Origin of the sequence: Mesobacillus boroniphilus, from assembly GCF_018424685.1 — a bacterium.
GTDB lineage: Bacteria > Bacillota > Bacilli > Bacillales > Cytobacillaceae > Mesobacillus > Mesobacillus boroniphilus_A.
Genome location: NZ_QTKX01000001.1, coordinates 2,466,320 through 2,487,930 on the forward strand (window position 1 = coordinate 2,466,320; position 21,611 = coordinate 2,487,930).

Sequence of the window (21,611 nt, forward strand, 5' to 3'; positions counted from 1 at the left end):
TTTTTCCCAATTTTATTTCCATGCAAAAAGCCGATCGACAAAAGCGACCGGCCTCACTACTTATTTAGATTGAAATTGTACTTCACAACGGTAAATGCGGCTGCCGCGTGAGGAGAATTTCTCTTCGTATTCCGTCATGATGTTGCCTTCGAAATCACTGTTGTGAAGATCAAGGCTGACATAGTTTAGCTTCATGCCATAATGCGAAAAGCTGACAAGGGAGTATTCGAACAATCCCTGGTTGTCTGTCTTGAAGTGGATTTCACCATTTTTCACAAGAATGGATTCGTATACTTCAAGGAAGGACTTGAATGTCAATCTTCTCTTTTCATGGCGTGTCTTTGGCCATGGATCAGAGAAGTTTAAATAAACACGGCTGACATCTCCGCTCTCAAAGTACTTTGCAAGTTCTGCACCATTTACGTTCATCAGCTTGCAGTTTGGCAAATCTTCTTCTATCAGCTTGTCCAGTGCGCTGACGATGACGCTTTCCTGCAGTTCAATACCAATATAGTTAATGTCTGGGTTGGCTTTTGCCATTCCAGTAATGAACTGGCCTTTTCCGGTCCCAATCTCAATGTGGAGTGGCTGATCCTTCTCAAAAACTCCACCCCATTTTCCACGGTGCTGTTCTGGTTCATGGACCACATAATTCGAATACTCAAGTAATTTATCTTTAGCCCAAGGCTTGTTTCTTAGTCTCATACTGACACCTCTGTACTATTTTCATTCGTTTCAAACAATATCATGCAACCCATATGTTTTCAAGTTGAAATTTATCCTGGCGGCGCGCAGTCGATGCATAAACACAAAAAGGAATCCACAATCTATATGTGAATTCCTTTAAAACGAAAGGGTGATCATTGTGCCTTTAAGCCACCATGACCAGGTAAATTTATTAAAGGATATATTAAGCAACCAGCAAACTGACTGCTGCGGTTCGGTTGCGGAGTATCAACAATTGGAACGCCTGATCAAATCGCTGATGGTCAACACAAATGTTGACGGCAACATCAAATCGATTCTGCAGGATGTTTATCAGTATAGCCAAAATGGCGTCAATGCCTCTGACTTGGAACAGCATATCCAGACAAACCAGGGTCAGCTGTCACAATGGGTTAATGATATCGGTCAATTTTCGTAAAAATTAAATAAGTGCTTTTAAAAAATCAATCCATTTTTCCATTTCGGGTATGCGATTCTGGTTTTTATGCCACTGAATTGCTGAAAGTGACTGGGCGAGTGCATACCATTTCATTCGCTGCTTGAGATCTTCGGTCAGGATAATGCCATATTTATCCAGCCACTCCTCCCATTCCTCTACAGGTATATAGGAATACAGGAGAAGCCCTAGGTCAATGGCAGGGTCAGCGATCATCGCTCCATCCCAATCGATTAAATACAACTGGTTGTCTTCTGTAAGCAGCCAGTTGTTATGATTTACATCACAATGACAAACGACCTTTTCTTCAACATCAATATTATCAACATTTGCAGTCAAAAACTTCAATGAATCAATGACAGCCTGCTTCGTGCGAAGCTCCTCATCCAATTCCTCATTCAGGGCATGAAGGAACATTTCGGGTTTCAGCGGACTTTTTCCTAGCCTGGTAAGCATTCCAAGTAGTGGTTCTGACGCATGGATCTTCTTCAATAGCTTGGCCACACGGTCATTATTCATATCCCCGGGCTTCAGCTCTCTTCCATTCATCCATTGCTGTGCCGTGATCACATCTCCGTTTTCTAACCTTTTCGTCCAAACAAGCTTGGGTACAATTCCTTCTGCGGATAGAACAGCAAGAAAAGGGGATGAATTGCGTTTTAGAAACAGCCTTTGTTCTTCATGCTGCGCAAAATAAGCGGCACCGGTTGCACCGCCTGCAGGAACGATCTCCCAATCCTGTCCAAATAAATGTTCCAAAGTTAGTCACCTTCATTTATCACTATTTCCCTTATGCAAAAAAACTGGAAATGGATTCTATAAAATCAAAATTCACTGTTGTACTTATTATCGGAAATTAGAAAAGCTCAAGCGCATTGGTCAGACCCGACAAGCGTTGCCCGCCTAAAAACGCCACGTCGTGTGGCTGGCGGGTCTAGCACGTCCTGTGCCTCGGAGGGCCGGCCTGTGAAGTCGCTTTTTGACTTCATTGGACGGACTGAAACGTCTCGAGCTGCTCAAAGCTAACGCTTATCGCAAGATACTCAAGGAAGTCCTCTCAGGATGAAAACTGGCTAGGCGCTGGAGCTGGACACTAATCTTAATATAAAAAGTTTATACTTTAAAAATTAAAAAGACAGCTATTGATAGAAAAATACATACAATAGCTATCTTATAAATTTTATCCCCTAGAGGTTGAGTACGTCAACCCCATGTAACCTAAATTAATATTGTGAAAAAGTTATCAAGTAAAAAGCTTAAGCCTTTTGATTAGCCCTCGTCAGTTTCTTCTATTTTGCCAGCACAAACAACGAACATGGCTCCAGCAGGACCTTATCTCCGTCAATATGGCGAAATGGCTGTGCAGAAGCTTTTTCATGGTCGGCAAGGACACTCCATTTCGTATCTTCCGTTAGTTCTACAAGAAGCTGATCCATTGATGGGTTAATGAACACGATTATTTTTTCCCAATGTCCTTTTGGTTCTATTTCCGTCAGCGAATAACCGATCAACGGTGCTGGCAATGTTAAAAATTCCATATGCCTTCGGATTTGTTCATTATCGGGAAGCCGGAAAGCTTCGTTTGATTTGCGAATATCGATGATTCCTTTGATGTATTGTACATTATCCATGTTTGCATCACGAAGGTCCCAATCCAGCCAGTTTATTTCATCGGGAGACCGGTAGCTGTTGCCAACCCCTTTTTTCGACCTAAAAAATTCCTGGCCGCTGTGCAGAAATGGAATTCCCTGGGCCAGCAATACCATCGAAGTCGCCAGCCTGTGCTGCTTTTTTAAAATAGCTTCATCCTGGTCAGGAGCACTTATTTTCAGCTTATCCCACAATGTATGGTTATCATGCGATTCAATATAATTCACCGATTGTCCCGGCTGCAAAAATAGGCCATGTTTCCGTTTTCCGATCCCAACGCTGCCAGCCATCACCTGTTTCGCTGCTTCTAGATAACGGTCATTCCCTAAAGCGTAACCTTTGTCGTAAATGTTAAAGGTACTGCCTTTAATAGAATCGCGGAACCAATCATTAAACTGGCCTATTCCAGGCAGTTTTGCCTGGTTCGAAATATTGGCCTTCCGATCAGGCGGGAGCGGTGTATTAAGGTCCCAGCCTTCTCCTATGATCAAAATGTCAGGACTTACGCTATTTACTGCCTTCCTGACAGCAGTCATTGTCTCGATATCCAAAATACCCATCAAATCAAAGCGAAAGCCATCAACGTGATATTCATTCAGCCAATACATGACAGAGTCAACGATGTATTTTCTCACCATTAGCCTTTCGGAAGCAATATCGTTCCCCACTCCGGTCCCATTTGAGGGAAGGCCATGTGCATCGTGACGAAAAAAGTAACCTGGAACAATTTTTTCAAAAGGAGAGTCCTCACGGATGTAGACGTGATTATAAACCACATCCATAATGACACCCATTCCCTGGCTATGGATCGCAGAAATCAACTGTTTAAGCTCCATGATCCGATTATAAGGATTCCCGGGGTCAGAAGCATAGCTCCCATCGGGGACATTATAATGAACCGGATTATACCCCCAGTTATAGTCGCTGGCCCGATCCAGTTCATCTACTCCCTCGAAATCATGAACCGGCAGGAGTTCTATATGCGTGACACCGAGATTTTCAATATAGGAAAGCCCGGTCTCCATTCCGATTGCGCTTTTTGTTCCCGTTTCGGCTGCACCCAGGTATGTTCCTTTCCTGGCAGCCCCACTGTTAGGGTGTATTGTAAGGTCCCTGATATGGGCTTCATAGATGATGGCGTCAACTGGCTGTTTTAATTTCGGAACATTAATATCGGGCACTTTCGCTTGTGCACGATCGATGACGACGCCATATTCACCATTGACCGTTAAAGCGGTTGCATATGGATCAACAGCTTCTCTCCACTCAAGATTGATGCATACCAGGAACGAATAGCGGCAAAACTCCAAATTTCGGGCTACCTCTATGCTCCATACGCCCTTATCGCCCCGGTTCATCTCGAAAAGCTCGGGGTTTTGGTCATCTTCCTTGAAAAGCCTAAGTTTTATTTTTGTAGCTGTCGGGGCCCATAACTTGAAAATGGTTTTTTCAGGTATATATCTGACACCGAGATCATTCCCGCCGTAAAAAAATAATGAATCAAATTCATCAGTTCGGATGACTGCTCCAATTTGCAGATCCGTTTCACTGCCATGCTCATCTATAATGACATATGTTTTTCCTAATTCAGGCCTGATACTCGATAAGCAAATGTATTTTACTGCATCCTCCAGCAATACCTTCTCCTGGATTGCCAATGACAAATCAACGCCTTCTCCTTTTAGCCTGAACTCATCGGAGGTTCCTTCAAAATATGAATAAGGAAGCAATACGGTAATAACATCCATTTGATCAAGATAGGCGTTAAATTCCCTTTCAATGGCAATCATTCATTTTCAACTCCTCAAGATGCCCTGGATTTCTTTTTCCAGATAGAATTTTCAAGGCTTTTGGACATGCCTGGATTTTCAGCGGTGTATGTCCGATTGCTTCACCATCTGCATGCGCTAAAACTTCTCCTGTGGATTCAATCGTAATCGACTTGCCGATGAACTGCTCAACTTCCTGAAACTTTGTATGCTTTCCCCAGAAGACACTAATGAAAACAAATAGCAGCTTCAGTCTTGAAATTCGATGCACGACAGTTATGTCTAGAATTCCGTCATCTGGTATAGCAGCAGGAGCAATCTTCATGCCCCCTCCGTAGTATGGCTGGTTTGAAACGGTGACAAACCAGGCGTTGCTGTATTTATACACTTTGCCATCAATCGCCACTTCTATAGGAATCGTCCTGAATGTGAGCAGTTTTTTGACAAGAATATAAACATAGACCAGCCTGCCAAGGGAAAAACGGTTCAGCAGCTGTTTCATCCTGGACTCATTTGAAGCCTTTGCGACAGCAGCATCAAAGCCTACTCCCATATTATTCATAAAATAGGCTTCCTGTAATTCATTGTGCTGAATTTTTCCGATATCGATTTCGGTCGTGTGGCCACTACTTTTATCAACAATCAAACTTAAAGCATCTACTGACTTTTTCGGTATTTCAAAGCCTCTTGAAAAATCATTCCCTGAGCCTCCTGGAATGAATCCGACAGTAATGTTCGAATATGATGCGGCTCCGTTTACTACTTCATGCAGTGTACCGTCTCCTCCCACTGCTGCAATAACTGCCGTGGTGCCATCAGCCTTACGGGCTAAAGACTCAGCAAGCGCCTGGGCATGCCCTGGGTACTCAGTAAAAAATGCAAGATACGGAATGTCCAGATTCTCCAGCTCTATCTCTATGTTTCTCCAAATCTCCCGGCAGCTCCCATTCTTCGCATTCGGATTGATGATAAAATAGATTTTCTCCATATAATCAACCTTTATCTATTTAATAGGCTTTTTAAATACTATGCTTCATTATTCGTTCTTCGGACTATTCTCCCACTCAAGCCTTCTTACGGACGTAGTCTGGCAGTACTGCAGAAGAACCTGTGCTGCCTTTAGTTGCATATGCTTCAATGGAGATTTCATGCCTCTGAGGGTCATAAACCATTCATTGAAATTGCGTTTTTCAATGAATTGTACTCCATAAGGCGGGAGTGGATAGTCAATGAACCCATTCCTCGTGATCAGCAGTTTTTGTACAGGAAGATCGACTCCGTACATATCAAAAAGAGTCTTGACGATTTTCTCTGTCCGATTAAGCGCAATCAGCGGATTCAGGATCTTCTTTTCCTTATTTCTCGTTTTCTTAATCCAGAAGCGGCCCTTTGATCCGACATAAGCAGCATCCTCTTCGGCTTCGATGAACGAAATGCACATGGCTGAAGCTGGAGTGATGATGATTAACTCCGCCTCGACCGGCGCTTTTTTTAATAAAAATATAGGTTTATATAAAATGAGGAAGGTATCAGGAAATCGCTGAAGTAAAAATTTCAATGTCGGATCATTGATGAATTCTTTTGCGATAAATGATCTTTCCGTCAATGTCGAGCTGGCCCACTTCAGCTGGAATGGCAGCAATCCATCGAGGAAATGTTGTTTTAATTCCTCTATAGTTCTTATGTTACTGATTGAATTCAAAGTACTGGCGTCCATAAAATGATCCTGGCCTTCCAGATTTTCTTGGGAGCCATCCTCCTTCACAGGCTCTGGCTGGCGTACCATGCTTTTGAGCTTATGCAGAATATTATTTGACTGCTCTTCCTGTAGTGGGTCAGTGAAATTTCCACTATGTTGTTCAGGACCGTTTTCCCACTTCTCCTTAATTCCCTCCCATTGCTTTTTCTTCAGACGGACATATCTTGAGGGATAAAGGTAAATGTCCTGGGCATAGCGTGATACATAGTCTTGAAGCTTGATTAATTGTGCCATTGATTGACCTGCCTTAATTCCTGCTTCCAATTCACTTCAAGATCGGGAAGCAAGCGGGAATAGTGTTATTGATTCATATTTTGGACTTTTCCCCAAATGAGTCTTGTACAAAACGACCCTTTCGGCATGAAAAGTTAGTTCTTTTTTAAATGGGTTCACTGCCTTTAGCAGATCAGCTTTGAAAGCTTCCTCGCCGTCCCATTTTCTGGCGATGGTAATATGAGGGCTGAACGGCCGTGTTTCAAGGGTAAAACCAGAGGCCATGCATGCAGAAAATACATCATTTCTTACTTCTTTCAATTCTGCGGATTTTTCAAGCCCAGCCCAAAAAATTCTTGGAGAGTCCTTTCGGCCGAATATTCCTAAATGATCGATTTCCATTTTAAATGTAGTTCGCTTATTTAGTGCTGCCTCAATCCGTTCATTGGCAGCATGTATTTTAGCTTCAGGTGCATTCCCGAGGAAAGCGAGCGTAATGTGTAAATCCTGTGGATGAACCCAGGTTTTAAAAGGCATTTTTTCTTGCATGCTGTGGATTGTACCCTTCAGTATGTCTTTTATCTCCCCAGGAAGTTCGAGCGCATAGAAATAATGCGTATGCTGACCCATCATTCAAATACACCCTTTCTTGTCCACTTGAATTTATTGTAGCAAATGGTTTGTAATATTGGCAGAATTTCCTTATGAACATTTCTAATCCTCACAAGTTGATAGGAATAGTCTTTTTTTATATGATAAAAAGAAACTAACATTATTTTTAAGTTGGTTATCATCAATTATTCACGTAAATGGAAATACTAAAGCAGGTCGATATCGATCAAGGAGGCTATCACATGAGAGTCGTTAATAATATCGCTTCATTAATTGGAGAAACACCACTTGTAAAATTAAACCGGCTGGCGCCTGAGGGCGGGGCAGAGGTTTACCTTAAGCTTGAATATTTCAACCCTAGTAAAAGTGTAAAAGACAGGGCAGCATTCAATATGATTGTTTCAGCCGAAAACGAAGGAAATCTGAAGCCTGGCTCTACAATCATCGAACCAACAAGCGGCAACACTGGCATCGGCCTGGCTATGAACGCTGCGGCAAGAGGCTATAAATCGATTCTTGTCATGCCGGACACGATGACAGAAGAGAGAATCAATCTGTTAAAAGCGTATGGAGCAGAAGTCGTGCTGACTCCTGGCGACGAAAAAATGCCTGGTGCGATCAAGAAGGCTGAAGAGTTGGTAAAGGAAATCCCCAACAGCTTCATGCCGATGCAGTTTGAAAATGGAGCGAATCCAGACGCCCACCGTAAATCTACGGCAAAAGAAATCATCGATGCGATGGAGGAACTGAAAAAGCCGCTCAGTGCTTTCGTGGCCACAGCTGGAACTGGCGGGACCATCACCGGTACAGGCGAAGCTCTGAAAGAAGAGTTCCCTGACCTGGCCGTGCACGTTGTAGAACCTGCCGGGTCGCCAGTGCTATCCGGAGGCAAGCCCGGGAAGCACAAGCTAGTCGGCACAAGTCCAGGATTCATCCCTAAAATCCTCAATCAGGATGTGTATGAAAAAATCCATAAAATCGAGGATGAAGATGCTTATGAAACGGCACGAAGACTGGCCAAAGAAGAAGGCATCCTTGTCGGCCCATCATCAGGAGCCGCATGCTTCGCAGCCATCAATGTCGCCAAGGACCTAAAGCCGGATGAAGTTGTCATCTGCATTGCCTGTGACACGGGAGAAAGATATCTCTCAAGCGATTTATTCAGGTTTGAGGAGTAGTATTTTCAACCGGCAGGTCACGAGGCATTGTCCCTAGTCATGAATTAGTAAAAGGCGTGTGGTCCTCCACACGCCTTTTTACTCGCTATTTTTCCATCTCTTCTTCTTCATCCTCGAAAATCGTCCCCGAATGGAGCGTCACTCCGGATACAATTTCTTCCATTTCATCCTGGATCCTTTCGGTAATTTCCTCTCGTTCTTCAGGAGATAATTCATCTTTTGTATAGCCGAAAAGGTAATTATCCAAATCAAATTCTCTTAACTTGCACTTGGTATGGAAAATGTTTTCCTGATACACATTGATATCGACCATATCGAATTGATCTTTTACATCATCGGGAATATAGTTTTGAATCGAGCTAATATCGTGGTCGATGAACAGCTTATTGCCATCTTTATCACGTGTAAATCCCCTTACCCTATAATCGATTGTCATGACATCAGTTTCGAAGGAATGGATCAAGTAATTAAGCGCCTTCAGCGGCGAGATTTCCCCGCATGTAGATACATCGATATCAGCCCTGAAAGTGCTAATCCCTTCATCAGGATGGAATTCGGGGTACGTATGGACGGTAATATGGCTCTTATCCAGCTGTAAGACGACATTGTCAGGCAGCGGGCCTGGGGACTCGTCATACGCTTCATCAGGCACCTCCACCACCGGTCCCTCGGAGACAAGGATGGTCACACTAGCCCCCTGCGGCACGTAGTCCTGCTTGGCCACATTCAGGACATGGGCACCAATGATATCTGAAACGTGAGTGAGGATTTTAGTCAGCCGGTCCGCAGAATACTGTTCATCAATATAATCAATATAAGCTTCACGCTCTTCTTTTGTCTTCGTATAACAGATGTCATACATATTAAAACTTAATGATTTCGTCAAATTATTGAATCCATGCAATTCAATATGCTGTTCAGAAGTGAATTTCATTTTTGTTCCCCCTGTTCGGTTTTTCTGCTGTAGTTTGTCTGGTATTGAACAATAGCAGGAATCCTATTGGTTTAAATATTTTTATGATACCCATTCCTGCTAGGAAAAAACAAAGCAAGCGTTAAAACCTACTTAGGGAGAGATTAACTCTTTTTTTAAAATGGATATCCAAATGTAAATCATTGTTGTTTGCTGATTGACGGTCGAAAAAACCAGATATCAGAAAAATAGGCATTAAGGAAGCTGATTGGTGACTTAAAAATCCAGGTTGTGGAAAAATAGGGCACCAATGATGCCGATTGGTGATCTAAAAATCCAGTTATTAGAAAAATAGGTAACCAATGAAGGAGATTGGCAACCATATATCCCAGTTATTGGAGAAATAGGTGGCCTAAAAAAATGCCCAATGCTGGAGATATCGGCATTGGGCAAAACATGAGTTAGTAAGAAAATAACCTGCAGCATTAAAGCTGCAGGTAAAGAATTATATTTGTCCGCACTGGCGTTCAATTTCCGCTTTAAAAAGGTTTTGCAGGTTTCTCGTGACAAGACCCGGCTCCCCGTTTCTTACCGGCTTCCCATCCACTTCGACAATCGGCATGACTTCGACTGTTGTTCCAGATGAAAATACTTCATCAGCTGCAGACAATTCGTCAAGGGTGAATGCTCGTTCTTCAAAAGTAATGCCCTCATTGCTGCAAATCTCCAGTACCTTTTGTCTTGTGATGCCATTGAGGATTAAATTATCTGCCTGGTGTGTGATGATTACTCCGTCCTTTACAATCGAGATATTGGAATGGCTTCCTTCCGTAACGGTTTCTCCCCGATGGAGGATTGCCTCAAAACAGCCAGCTTCTGCAGCTTTTTGTTTTGATAGCAGATTCCCAAGCAAGTTCAAGCTTTTGATGTCACAGCGAAGCCAGCGAATGTCTTCATCAAGGATAGACCTGACCCCTTTTTCCATGGATTCAACAGGGCGAGCCACCTTCCGCGTGTAAGCGACAAATGTCGGCGCCACATCAGCTGCAGGAAAAACATGGTTTCGGGGTGATGTACCTCTTGTAAATTGCATATAGACAATCCCCGTGTCCAATTCGTTTTTTGAAATCAGTTCTTCCATTTTAGGTTCAAGCTCCTCAGGACTGTAAGGCAACTTCATCCTAATTTTTTCAGCGCTTTCTACTAGTCGCTGCAGATGCTCTTTTCCAGTGAACATCTTGCCGTTATATACCCGGATGACTTCATATACACCGTCGCCAAATTGATAGCCTCTATCCTCAATGTCTACCTTGGCGACCGTCCTGTCAAGAATCTCGCCATCTACAATTACATACTCCATCCTTTTTCCCCTCCTTGATTTTCGGTAATGTCTCTTTTATTTTGCCAATTCATAGATCGCCTGCGCATAGATCGCAGTTGCTCTGAGTAGGTCCTCAATAATCATATATTCATCCTTCTGGTGGGCGATATCAGGTCTTCCTGGGAAAAGTGGACCAAATGCCACACCTGACTTCAATGACCTTGCATATGTTCCGCCACCAATTGAAATAAGTTCTGCTTTTTCCCCAACTTGTTCTTCATACACTTTTTTCAAGGTCTGGACTAGAAAATCATTTTCATCAACATGATGCGGATTAGAGTTTGAGAAATTCTCAATGGAAAGTCCCTCAGCTTCTAGCACCTGATTTAAAATTTCCTTTGTCTTTTCAAGGTTGGTTGTCACTGGATAGCGCATATTCAATCCGGCGCGACCACCGTTATCCCGTGAGTAAGATAGCTTGCCGACATTGATAGTCAAATCTCCAGTAATGTCATCGGAATAAGCGACGCCCAATTCCTTGCCTCGTGAATCCTTCCCAAGGTATTTGGCGACAAATTTAAAGAATTTTTCACTGTTTCCATCAAGATTTAGTTCGGAAAGGAAGCTTGCCATATACAGGCCTGCGTTTTTGCCATTGTCCGGCTCCATGCCATGGGCTGAAACACCTTCAAGCTCAAGGATCAGCTTGCCGCTTTCGACGACTGCCTTGCCATCCAATTCATTGTTCTTTTTAAATTCCTCAAAGCGCTGGACAACGTCAGTTTGTGCTTGCTGAACAACCAGTTTAACCTTTGCATGATCCGGTACCATGTTATACCGACGGCCAGAGGAAAACTCGATCACTTCGGCATCGAACTCTTCTTTTTCGATACCGGCTGCTTTTGACACCAAATCATAATCAGCGATTCCTTTTTCTGCGTATATAATCGGGAAGTCAGCATCCGGCGCAAATCCCATCGCTGGCATTTCCTCATGTTCAAAATAATGGTCAACACAGCGCCAGTCGCTTTCCTCATCTGTACCAATGATCATTCTGACCCGCTTATTAAGAGGCAATCCTAATTCTTTAACGATTTTCATGGCATAATATGCAGCCATGGTTGGACCTTTGTCATCGATTGCGCCGCGGGCATAAATTTTGCCATCACGGATTTCTGCTCCATAAGGGTCGCTTGTCCAGCCGTCCCCTTCAGGTACAACATCGACATGGCATAGGACTCCAACGATTTCATCTCCTTGCCCGAATTCCAAATGCCCGGCAAGATTGCCAACATTCTTTGCGTTGAAGCCATCCTTTTCACCTAACTGAAGCATAAAGTCCAATGCTTCCTTTACCCCTTCTCCAAGCGGTGCCTCTGGAGAGGAATTTTCTTCGTCAAGCAAACTTTTGATTTTCAAAAGCTCTTGGGCGTCTTTAATTAAATCCGCCTGTCTTTTTTCAACTTCCTGCGTCCAATTGATTGAAGTCATTCATCCAAACCTCCCAATTTCTTTGTATGTATAAAGGTTGTATTCCCTTTTTGGGAACGCTTAAGCGAAGATGTTCTTATTGTACTCTAAATCCCCACTTGAAAACTTGAATATTATTTTACTCCTTATAGCCTCTTTCCGTAAACTCTGGATAAAAGATATGATAAAAAGTTTCAGGTATTTTCGTAATTTTCTAATAACTGTCATATTTAGCCTGTTTAACGCCATATCGTTAAGTATATAAACGATGAGAGAGGAGGCAGGCAATTTTCTAATTATTAATTTTTCATAAAAAACAGTTAATAATCTGGAATTTTATTTCATTAAAGTGTAAAATAGTCCAAAAGGTAAGACATCTTATGATTACCTTTAAAAATGGACGCAAAAGGAGCTGTCTGGAAAGAAGAAAACTACATACTTGGGGATTCGTCTTCAATCAATCGTCGGTTGCAGGAATATGACAAAGGGGTTTAAAAAAGGATAGGGAGTGGTTGTTTGAAACCTTCGACTAACCGGATGATAAACCGCATCAAATCCATCTACATGTATATATGTCAGAATGGTACTGTCACAACTCAAGATCTTGTAGAGGAATTCGGAATTACTCCTCGAACCATCCAGAGGGATTTGAATGTCCTGGCTTATAACGACTTAGTGAAAAGTCCGAGCCGAGGTAAATGGACAACGACCCAGAAAAAGGTAAAGATGTCGTCATAGTTCGAAAAGCGCAAGCGCCTCGTTCAGCCCCGACAAGCGTTGCCCGCCTAAAAGCGCCACGTCCTGTGGCTGGCGGGTCTAGCACATCGTGTGCCTCGGAAGGCCGACCGGTGAAGTCGCTCTTTGACTTCATTGGGCGGACCGAAAACGAAAAGCGGAGGCGACTGCCCAACTCCGACAAGCGCTGGAGGTCCTGACAGTGAAGTCGTTCTTTGACTTCATTGGCAGGACCGAAGCCGAGGAGTTAGGAGCCGCAGCTAGACAAACGACTCGAGGGGCTAGGCGCTGGAGCTGGACAATTCTCATATTAAATAAATGCTTGCTTAGCAATAAAAGAAATCGCCAGTGGAACTCCACTCGGCGATTTCTTTTTTATACTTCATATGTTTGCAGCATTTCCACTTCTTCGTCGGTAAGCTCTCTGTATTCGCCGAGCTCTAGCGTTTCATCGAGCTTCAGCGGCCCCATTGATAATCGTTTCAGGTAAATGACCCTTTTCCCAACGGCCTCGAACATCCGCTTCACCTGATGGAATTTCCCTTCCGTGATTGTCAGTTCGATATCAGAGGTTAAGCCCGATTTTAGAATAACAAGCTCTCCAGGCTTTGTTTCATACCCATCATCCAGGGTGACACCTGTTTTGAAAGCTTCGATATCCTCTTCCGTCACTTCTCCCTCTATCACTGCGAAATACGTTTTAGGGACATGTTTTTTCGGCGATAAAAGCTTGTGGGAAAGCTGGCCATCATTCGTGATCACTAGCAAGCCTTCAGTATCCTTATCAAGCCTCCCTACTGGGAATGGCTCAAATACCTGGTCTTCGATCTCTAGCAAGTCAATGACCGTCTCATCACGGTTGTCCTCCGTCGCTGAAATTACGCCAGGAGGCTTATTCATCATTAAGTAAATAAACTCTCTATAGTGAATTTCTTCTCCATTTAAGGTAATCGAATCATTTTCAGGGTCTACATGCTGCTTTGCATCCTTGATGATGGCATTATTCACTTTCACAGCGCCATCTTTTAAAAGTTTTTTCACGTCTTTTCTGCTTCCATATCCGAGGTTGGAAAGTACTTTATCGATTCTCATGTTGAACCCCCTTCTATTCATATGGGCAGGTGCCCATTCCATTTCTTGCTGCCTAACATAGACTAATATCATCATTACATCAGATTATGAGGAGATGACCTGAATGAACCATCGACAGCAAGGACAAGGCTTGTACATTCCGATTCCAGGTCTGCCAGGCGGAGGTTTCCCAGGAGGCGGATATCCTGGCGACGGTTATCCTGGTGGCGGTTATCCTGGTGGCGGAGGCCAATTTGACCGGAGACTAGACCGACTTGAAAGGCAAGTACAAAGGCTAAACAATCAAATCGACCGCCTGGACCGAAGGGTCGACAGAATAGAGCGCCGTCTGAATATCCGTGATAACGACCAGCAGATTTACTATTAGGATGTATTAAAAATGGCCTTCAAAACCGAAGGCCATTTTTCCTTATACCGGAAGCCTTAATTTGCGCTTAATTTTGGTAACTCGATCCCCGAAGAGTCTGTCCACCAATTTTGTCCGCAACCCGAGGTAGAAGTATACCGCAACGCCTACCAGGGCAGAAATTCCGATGATCACAATAGACTGGAACTTGGCAGCTGGTGAAAGGAACTGGACAAGCACTTCATAGAATGCCATCGTTACACCTGCCATCAAACCTGAGAAAATCAAAATCAGGAATATTCTTCTCGTCACAAATCCTATTGGATATTTGGCGAATTTTTTTATCACAAACAAATTGATGATGATCGCAGCCATATACCCTAAAGCTGTTGACATTACTGCCCCCTGTGTTTCAAAAAGCTTAATTAATGGGATGTTAAAAGTTAGCTTCACCAATAACCCCGTCAGCAAACTCAAAATCGTGAATCGCTGCTCGTTAATTCCCTGGAGGATGGCAGCTGTTACCGAGAAGAGCGCGAATAGGATTGCTACTGGGGCGTAGGTAGTCAAAACCTCCGTGCCCAGGTCATTATGTGCATAGAAAACGGTGTACATCGGTTCAGCAAGTATCGCGATCCCAATGGCCGCAGGTACAGTTAGGTACATCAACACCTGGAATGTCTGGTCAAGCTGACGTCTCATACCCTTGCGATCGTTTTCTGTAAAAGCCTTTGTGATGCTTGGTACCAGTGTTAAAGAAAAAGCAGTAGCTAAAGAAACTGGAATGATAACAAGCTTATGTGATTGAAAATTTAAGACTGAAAATGCCGAACTGGCTTCATTTTGGCTAAAACCGACTGACATCATCGCCCTGGTGAACGTCATCATATCAACAAATTGGAACAGGGGATTGGCAATCCCGACAAAAACAAAGGGTGCTGCATACAGCAAGATTTCCTTGTAAATATCCTTTAAGGAAATATCCATCGTCTTCTTGTCTTCTTCAAGCAGTTTATCTAAATGCGGCTTTCTTTTTATCCAGTACCAGGCTAGTACTCCAAGACTACCGAGCGCGCCAATGAAGGCAGCAAAAGTGGCTACACTAACAGCCGTAACCATATCTCCTTCTAGTACGTTCAGGACAAAAAAGGCACCGGCCAGTACGAATACAATCCTGACTATTTGCTCAACAACCTGTGATACTGCTGAAGGTCCCATTGACTGATGCCCTTGGAAGAAACCACGAATCAAGCTCATGAACGGAACTACAATCAAGGCAAAGCTGACCGCACGTATAACCGTCGTCACATCTGCAGCGGTTATTTTCACATTTTCATCATTGCTTTTATCCATGACAAGTTCAGCAAGCCCGGGAGCTGAAACATACATAATCAAGAAAGATAGAATTCCGGTTGCCAGCATAACTGCCACGCCAGATTTAAACAACTTCCTTCCGACCGCATATTCCTCGAGAGCATTGTATTTTGCTATGAATTTAGAAACAGCAAGCGGTACACCAGCTGTAGCAATACTGATGAAAATTGTATATGGAATGTAAGAGAAGGAGTACAATGCTGTCCCATACTCGCCCACTATCGCAAAAAAGGGAATAACATAAAACAGCCCAAGCACTTTAGATAATATCGTGCCAAGCGTCAATATGAACGTCCCTCTTAAAAGCTTTGATGACATAAAATCCCTACTTTTCAATCTATAAAATAAAAACAGATTACAAACTTGTATTTTACCATAAACCCTATCCGACACTATGATATTTATCAATGGATGCAGAAATTACCTGCATCCCCGCTGCAGAAATTACCTGCATCCCCTAGTTTACTCCTTCTCCAGCCTGACTGCCAGTTTTCCGGTCGAGAATTCATTAACCGCCGTTTGAAGAACATCATTCAAGGCAATGTTTTTAATGAGGAGATGCATTATAATAATAAAAGTGCAAAATGCATTTAAAAAGTGAAACGAAAAGTTGGTGAAGCAATGAAATACGATGTAATCGTCCTTGGAGGCGGTCCGTCTGGCTTGATGGCCGCGATTGCTGCTGGTGAGCAGGGCGCAAAGGTGCTGCTGATCGACAAAGGAGACAAGCTCGGCAGAAAGCTGGCGATTTCCGGCGGAGGCCGCTGCAATGTGACCAATCGGCTGCCAGTGGATGAAATCATTAAACATATACCCGGAAATGGGCGGTTCTTATACAGCGCCCTGTCGATTTTTAGCAATGAAGATATCATTTCATTTTTCGAAGGGCTCGGCATTCAGCTGAAAGAAGAAGATCATGGCCGGATGTTCCCGGTAAGTGACAAAGCTCAATCCGTTGTTGACGCCCTTTTATCAAAGCTTAAAGAATTAAAGGTGGAAATCAAGACGAACACTCCTGTTGCAGATGTACACTACAAAGATGGCAAGGCTGAATCTGTTGAATTGAAGAATGGTGAAGTGTTTTATGCAGATAGTGTTATTATTGCTGTTGGCGGAAAATCAGTCCCTCATACCGGTTCCACTGGCGATGGGTATGCCTGGGCAGAAAAAGCAGGCCATACGATTACAACTCTGTTCCCGACTGAAGTGCCATTGACGTCTTCTGAACCTTTTATAAAAGAAAAAATTCTGCAGGGACTTTCATTAAGGGGAATAGCACTCAGCGTACTTAATCCAAAAGGAAAAGCGCTGATCACTCATAAAATGGATATGATCTTTACGCACTTTGGCATTAGCGGCCCAGCTGTCCTGCGCTGCAGCCAATTCGTCGTCAAAGCGATGCAAAAGTCCAATCTGAAAGACGTCGTCATGTCCCTGGATGCCCTTCCTGACATGAAAGAAGAAGCATTGTTCCAAGAGATTAATAAACTGATCAAAGCCGAGCCGAAAAAAGCGGTGAAGAATTTATTGAAGGGGCTTCTGCCAGAACGGTACCTATTGTTCCTGCTTGAACTGAATGAGATTGATCCGGCGATGCAGGGTGGCCAGTTAGGCCATGAGAAAATAAGAAGCTTCGCCAAAGCAGTTAAGCAATTCGAGTTCAAAGTGGACGGCACCCTGCCACTTGATAAAGCTTTTGTCACCGGAGGCGGCGTCTCAGTCAAAGAAGTCGAGCCTCAAACAATGGCTTCCAAGAAAGCAGATGGACTATACTTCTGCGGTGAAATCCTCGACATCCATGGGTATACAGGAGGCTACAATATCACATCAGCTCTTGTAACCGGCCGGCTTGCCGGGACAAATGCAGCAGAATTCGCAATGCACCAATAGAGTAGATGACTAAGTGTCCGTCATAATTTTTATGACGGACACTTTTGCTTGATTCCCAGCTGTTTTTGTCCGTCATGGCCTTGATGACGGACACTTTTGCTTGATCCCCGCCTGTTTTTGTCCGTCATGCCCTTGATGATGGACACTTTTGCTTAATCCCCGGCTTTTTCTGTCCGTCACGGCCTTGATGACGGACACTTTTGCTTGATTCCCGGCTGTTTTTATCCTTCATGGCCTTGATGAGGGACACTCATACTCATCTTTAACTTGTTTCTGTCCGTGATGGTAAAATAAAACAGAGCCTGAGTGAATTCACTCAGGCTCTGTACACAACCATGGCTGAAAAACAGTAGATCTGTTCTTCGTCCTCTTCTTCTGGAATGACCGCGACATTGTACTTAATGTCCAAAAGCTTCTTTTCATCGAGCTTTTCAAGAAATTGGTTCATATCCTTTTCTAGATCTTTTTCATGTTCATGATCAAATACTCTGACCTGGATCAAGGTACGTCGTCCTTCCTTTTTTACATCCATTCTGGCCAGATTTTCAGAATTTTATAATTATGGACGTTTTGTTTCTCCGCCCCAGCTCATCATGCCGCCAACCATGTTTCGGACCTTGTAGCCTTGCTCGTTCAAGTAGTGACAAACGTTGCCGCTGCGAGCGCTTGAACGGCAGATGAAGATGTATTCTTTGTCCTTATCGAATTCGTTCAGTCTTTCAGGAATTTCGCCCATAGGCACGTGCTTAGCTCCAGGAATCATTCCAGATTCAACTTCATCATGTTCACGAACGTCCACCATTTCTGGCTTTTCGCCAGCTTCCAGCTTCTTTTGAAGTTCTTCAGTTGTAATTGTTTCAACTTTATTCATTAGTCGTTTCCTCCAATATTCAGTAAAATTAATCCTATTTAAAGGATACAATACCTTAATGTATTTTCCCCTATTTATTATATAAAAACTCTTTTTAGATTACAAAGAAAAAACCTAACGGGGTATTTTACTGGTAACTAAAAGGGCCGTAATTAAAACGACCCTTTTTGGATAGTATTAGTTAGCGACAATATTAACTAGCTTCCCTGGTACTGCAATTACCTTGCGAACGGTCTTTCCGTCGATTTGTTCTTTGACAGCAACATCGCCCATTGCAATCTGCTCAAGAGTTTCCCTGTTTGCATCTGCCGGAACCATCATTTTCGCTCTGATCTTACCGTTTACCTGGACAACGATTTCGACCTCGTCATCGACAAGCTTGGCTTCATCATAAGCTGGCCATGCTGCATATGTGATTGACTCGCTATGGCCAAGCTTTGTCCAAAGCTCCTCGGTGATATGCGGTGTAATCGGCGCCAGCATTTTTACAAAGCCTTCAACGTATGCTTTTGGAAGCTCTTCGGCTTTATATGCTTCATTGATGAAGACCATCATTTGTGAGATTGCTGTATTGAAACGAAGTCCCTCATAGTCTTCAGTCACCTTTTTAACAGTCTGGTGGTAGACCTTCTCAAGGTTCGTGCTCTCAACATCCTTGATTTTCTCGCTCAAGCTGCCCTTTTCGTCGACTAACAGGCGCCAAATGCGATCAAGGAAGCGACGGGATCCGTCCAGGCCATTTGTAGACCATGCGATGGATGCTTCAAGCGGTCCCATGAACATTTCGTAAAGGCGAAGCGTATCCGCACCATGGCTGGCAACAATCTCATCCGGATTGACGACATTGCCTTTTGATTTGCTCATTTTTTCATTATTTTCGCCAAGGATCATTCCCTGGTTGAATAGCTTCTGGAATGGCTCCTTCGTGTGGACGACTCCCACATCGTAAAGGACCTTATGCCAGAAACGAGCGTAAAGCAAGTGTAATACCGCGTGCTCTGCTCCTCCGATATAGATGTCAACAGGAAGCCACTGCTTTAATTTTTCTTCATCTGCAAGTGCCTGATCGTTCTTCGGATCGATGTAGCGCAAGTAGTACCAGCAGCTTCCGGCCCATTGCGGCATCGTATTCGTTTCCCTGCGGCCTTTTTTACCTGTTTCAGGATCGACAACATTCACCCAGTCATCAATAATGGCAAGTGGCGATTCACCAGTGCCTGATGGCTTGATTTCCGTCGTTTTAGGAAGAACTAGTGGCAGCTGGTCTTCTGGAACAGCTGACATTGTGCCATCTTCCCAGTGGATGATTGGAATCGGCTCACCCCAGTAGCGCTGGCGGCTGAACAGCCAGTCGCGAAGGCGATAAGTAACCTTCTTTGTCCCGATACCCTTATCCTCAAGCCATGCAATCATCTTATTGATTGCCTCTTCCTTGCCCATGCCGTTAAGGAATTCAGAGTTGATGTGCTCACCGTCGCCAGTGTAAGCTTCTTTTTCGATGTCTCCGCCTGCAACAACTTCTCTGATTTCCAGATCGAATTTTTTAGCAAACTCGTAGTCGCGCTCGTCATGGCCAGGTACTGCCATGATTGCACCAGTTCCATATGAAGCAAGTACATAGTCCGCAATCCAGATTGGCATTTTTTCGCCGTTCGCTGGGTTGATTGCATACGCACCAGTGAAGACACCAGTTTTGTCCTTGGCAAGATCCGTACGCTCAAGGTCGCTCTTGCTCTTGATTTCATCAATATATTTTTCAATTGCTGCACGCTGTTCAGCAGTAGTGATTCTATCAACCAATTGATGCTCAGGTGCTAATACTGCATACGTTGCGCCGAACAATGTATCTGGACGAGTCGTGAACACGGTGAACGTTCCCTCGTGTCCGTCGATGTTGAAAGTAATTTCGGCACCTTCTGAACGTCCGATCCAGTTGCGCTGCATATCCTTAAGGCTTTCCGGCCAATCAAGTAAATCTAGATCCTCAAGAAGGCGATCTGCGTAGGCAGTGATTTTGAGCATCCACTGTCTCATCGGACGGCGTTCAACCGGATGTCCGCCGCGCTCACTTTTACCGTCGATTACTTCTTCGTTCGCTAAAACGGTTCCGAGAGCCGGACACCAGTTAACCGCAACTTCATCAATGTACGCAAGGCCTTTTTCATAAAGCTTAAGGAAAATCCATTGCGTCCACTTATAATATTCAGGGTCAGTCGTGTTGACTTCGCGGTCCCAGTCATATGAAAAACCTAATGCCTTGATTTGGCGGCGGAACGTGTTGATGTTCTGTTCCGTGAACTCTGCCGGGTCATTCCCAGTATCTAATGCATACTGCTCTGCCGGAAGGCCGAATGCATCCCATCCCATTGGATGAAGAACGTTGAAGCCCTGCATCCTTTTCATGCGTGAAAGGATGTCAGTCGCTGTGTATCCTTCCGGGTGGCCAACGTGAAGGCCGGCACCAGATGGATACGGGAACATATCCAACGCGTAGAACTTCTCTTTCCCTTTATCTTCAGTTGTTTTGAACGTTTTGTTCTGTTCCCAATAAGCTTGCCATTTTTTCTCGATTTCCTGATGGTTAAAACTCATCGTAAATGTCCTCCTGTTTGGTTTCGATTTATTTTAGCGGATGGAGCTTGTTGATCGTAAAGTGCGATGACTCCTGAAAAATAAAAAACTCCCGCCCCTGTAAAAGGGACGAGAGGTTATGTATGATCTCCCGCGGTACCACCCAAATTAGTGTGTAACACTCGCTTCATTCATCCTTAACGCGGAAAACGGCAAACGCTACTTGTGTTTCACGTCTGCGACTCAAAGGCGAGTTCATGATGGTCCTGTCTGGCTTGCACCCACCGCCAGCTCTCTTCATCAGGCTTTGCACCACTACTACTCCTTGTCGAAGTCTTTCATTATGAATATAGAGATATTGTAATAAAATTCCCTCCCATATGCAAGCGGCGATGAAATAAATGATTATGGAGAGTAGTTTATGAAGGTTTGGTCAAATTTGTGCGGGAATTTTGCTATACTTTCGGACACATTTCTGGAAAAAATCGCTCGAGATTTCCAGTTTGCGAATAAAGCATTACTTTTTGCGAATAAATTTCTTTTTTTGCGAACAAATTCATTTATTTACGATTAAACAAACCTGATTTCCGAATAAATATTTTTTCTAAGAGTTTTACTAATATTTTTCACGCTGAGGGAGTTTTCTCACTGTATTCTTTCCATAAAAGAGGTAAAATCTGAGTGA

19 protein-coding genes and 1 other annotated feature are annotated in these 21,611 nt (G+C 43.7%); of the genes, 5 read left to right on the forward strand and 14 right to left on the reverse strand.

Features of this window, described 5'->3' with window-relative positions; all coding sequences use genetic code 11:
- Positions 1-60: 60 nt before the first annotated feature.
- Positions 61-705 (reverse strand): tRNA (guanosine(46)-N7)-methyltransferase TrmB, encoded by a 645-nt coding sequence (gene trmB / locus DYI25_RS12545; protein ID WP_213369167.1) that lies wholly within the window; start codon positions 703-705, stop codon positions 61-63.
- A gap of 160 nt (positions 706-865) precedes the next feature.
- Here trmB and DYI25_RS12550 point away from each other — a divergent pair, with 160 nt between their 5' ends.
- Positions 866-1,144: a YtzH-like family protein gene (locus DYI25_RS12550; RefSeq protein WP_041964692.1), complete on the forward strand. Its 279-nt coding sequence runs from the start codon at positions 866-868 to the stop codon at positions 1,142-1,144.
- A 3-nt stretch (positions 1,145-1,147) separates the two neighbouring features.
- On the opposite strand, the gene DYI25_RS12555 is transcribed toward DYI25_RS12550, so the two are convergent.
- From DYI25_RS12555 to thpR, 5 genes are all read right to left on the reverse strand, one after another.
- Positions 1,148-1,921 carry a phosphotransferase family protein gene (locus tag DYI25_RS12555; protein WP_213369168.1) on the reverse strand — a complete coding sequence of 258 codons (774 nt, stop codon included), beginning with the start codon at positions 1,919-1,921 and terminating at the stop codon, positions 1,148-1,150.
- 530 nt (positions 1,922-2,451) lie between these two features.
- Complete coding sequence (gene pulA / locus DYI25_RS12560; protein WP_213369169.1) at positions 2,452-4,602, reverse strand: type I pullulanase; 2,151 nt, start codon at positions 4,600-4,602, stop codon at positions 2,452-2,454.
- On the reverse strand, positions 4,589-5,569 hold the full coding sequence (locus tag DYI25_RS12565; RefSeq protein WP_213369170.1) for a diacylglycerol/lipid kinase family protein: 981 nt from the start codon (positions 5,567-5,569) through the stop codon (positions 4,589-4,591). Before DYI25_RS12565 ends, pulA begins: the two co-directional genes overlap by 14 nt.
- A 48-nt stretch (positions 5,570-5,617) precedes the next feature.
- Positions 5,618-6,574, reverse strand: a complete 957-nt coding sequence (locus DYI25_RS12570; RefSeq protein WP_213369172.1) for an NERD domain-containing protein — start codon at positions 6,572-6,574, stop codon at positions 5,618-5,620.
- A 36-nt stretch (positions 6,575-6,610) separates the two neighbouring features.
- Positions 6,611-7,186: an RNA 2',3'-cyclic phosphodiesterase gene (gene thpR, locus DYI25_RS12575; protein WP_249745309.1), complete on the reverse strand. Its 576-nt coding sequence runs from the start codon at positions 7,184-7,186 to the stop codon at positions 6,611-6,613.
- Positions 7,187-7,407: 221 nt separating this feature from the next.
- Here thpR and cysK point away from each other — a divergent pair, with 221 nt between their 5' ends.
- On the forward strand, positions 7,408-8,343 hold the full coding sequence (gene cysK / locus DYI25_RS12580; protein WP_213369174.1) for a cysteine synthase A: 936 nt from the start codon (positions 7,408-7,410) through the stop codon (positions 8,341-8,343).
- 85 nt (positions 8,344-8,428) lie between these two features.
- Here cysK and speD read toward each other — a convergent pair whose 3' ends face one another.
- The 3 genes from speD to pepV form a co-directional block, all read right to left on the reverse strand.
- A complete protein-coding gene (gene speD, locus DYI25_RS12585; RefSeq protein ID WP_213369176.1) occupies positions 8,429-9,277 on the reverse strand; it encodes an adenosylmethionine decarboxylase in 849 nt (282 codons plus the stop codon).
- Positions 9,278-9,761: 484 nt separating this feature from the next.
- Positions 9,762-10,616: a D-amino-acid transaminase gene (gene dat / locus DYI25_RS12590; RefSeq protein ID WP_213369178.1), complete on the reverse strand. Its 855-nt coding sequence runs from the start codon at positions 10,614-10,616 to the stop codon at positions 9,762-9,764.
- A gap of 36 nt (positions 10,617-10,652) precedes the next feature.
- Entirely contained in the window at positions 10,653-12,068 is a 1,416-nt protein-coding gene (gene pepV / locus DYI25_RS12595; RefSeq protein WP_213369180.1) for a dipeptidase PepV, read from the reverse strand.
- 495 nt (positions 12,069-12,563) lie between these two features.
- Between pepV and DYI25_RS12600 the strand changes: the two genes are divergently transcribed.
- On the forward strand, positions 12,564-12,785 hold the full coding sequence (locus DYI25_RS12600; protein WP_023626930.1) for a DeoR family transcriptional regulator: 222 nt from the start codon (positions 12,564-12,566) through the stop codon (positions 12,783-12,785).
- Positions 12,786-13,157: 372 nt separating this feature from the next.
- On the opposite strand, the gene DYI25_RS12605 is transcribed toward DYI25_RS12600, so the two are convergent.
- Positions 13,158-13,874: a pseudouridine synthase gene (locus DYI25_RS12605; RefSeq protein WP_213369182.1), complete on the reverse strand. Its 717-nt coding sequence runs from the start codon at positions 13,872-13,874 to the stop codon at positions 13,158-13,160.
- Between the two features lie 103 nt (positions 13,875-13,977).
- On the opposite strand from DYI25_RS12605, the gene DYI25_RS12610 reads away from it, so the two are divergent.
- Positions 13,978-14,241: a hypothetical protein gene (locus tag DYI25_RS12610; protein WP_213369184.1), complete on the forward strand. Its 264-nt coding sequence runs from the start codon at positions 13,978-13,980 to the stop codon at positions 14,239-14,241.
- 42 nt (positions 14,242-14,283) lie between these two features.
- On the opposite strand, the gene DYI25_RS12615 is transcribed toward DYI25_RS12610, so the two are convergent.
- Complete coding sequence (locus DYI25_RS12615; RefSeq protein ID WP_213369186.1) at positions 14,284-15,912, reverse strand: putative polysaccharide biosynthesis protein; 1,629 nt, start codon at positions 15,910-15,912, stop codon at positions 14,284-14,286.
- Positions 15,913-16,215: 303 nt separating this feature from the next.
- Here DYI25_RS12615 and DYI25_RS12620 point away from each other — a divergent pair, with 303 nt between their 5' ends.
- Entirely contained in the window at positions 16,216-17,484 is a 1,269-nt protein-coding gene (locus DYI25_RS12620) for an NAD(P)/FAD-dependent oxidoreductase (protein ID WP_213369188.1), read from the forward strand.
- 316 nt (positions 17,485-17,800) lie between these two features.
- Here DYI25_RS12620 and DYI25_RS12625 read toward each other — a convergent pair whose 3' ends face one another.
- The 3 genes from DYI25_RS12625 to leuS all read right to left on the reverse strand — a co-directional run bounded on the left by DYI25_RS12625 (position 17,801) and on the right by leuS (position 20,947).
- A complete protein-coding gene (locus tag DYI25_RS12625) occupies positions 17,801-17,986 on the reverse strand; it encodes a sporulation protein Cse60 (protein WP_213369190.1) in 186 nt (61 codons plus the stop codon).
- A gap of 57 nt (positions 17,987-18,043) precedes the next feature.
- Complete coding sequence (locus DYI25_RS12630) at positions 18,044-18,355, reverse strand: rhodanese-like domain-containing protein (RefSeq protein WP_213369191.1); 312 nt, start codon at positions 18,353-18,355, stop codon at positions 18,044-18,046.
- A gap of 177 nt (positions 18,356-18,532) precedes the next feature.
- Positions 18,533-20,947: a leucine--tRNA ligase gene (gene leuS, locus DYI25_RS12635; protein WP_213369192.1), complete on the reverse strand. Its 2,415-nt coding sequence runs from the start codon at positions 20,945-20,947 to the stop codon at positions 18,533-18,535.
- A gap of 101 nt (positions 20,948-21,048) precedes the next feature.
- Positions 21,049-21,267 (reverse strand) — a binding site (T-box leader).
- Positions 21,268-21,611: the final 344 nt, after the last annotated feature.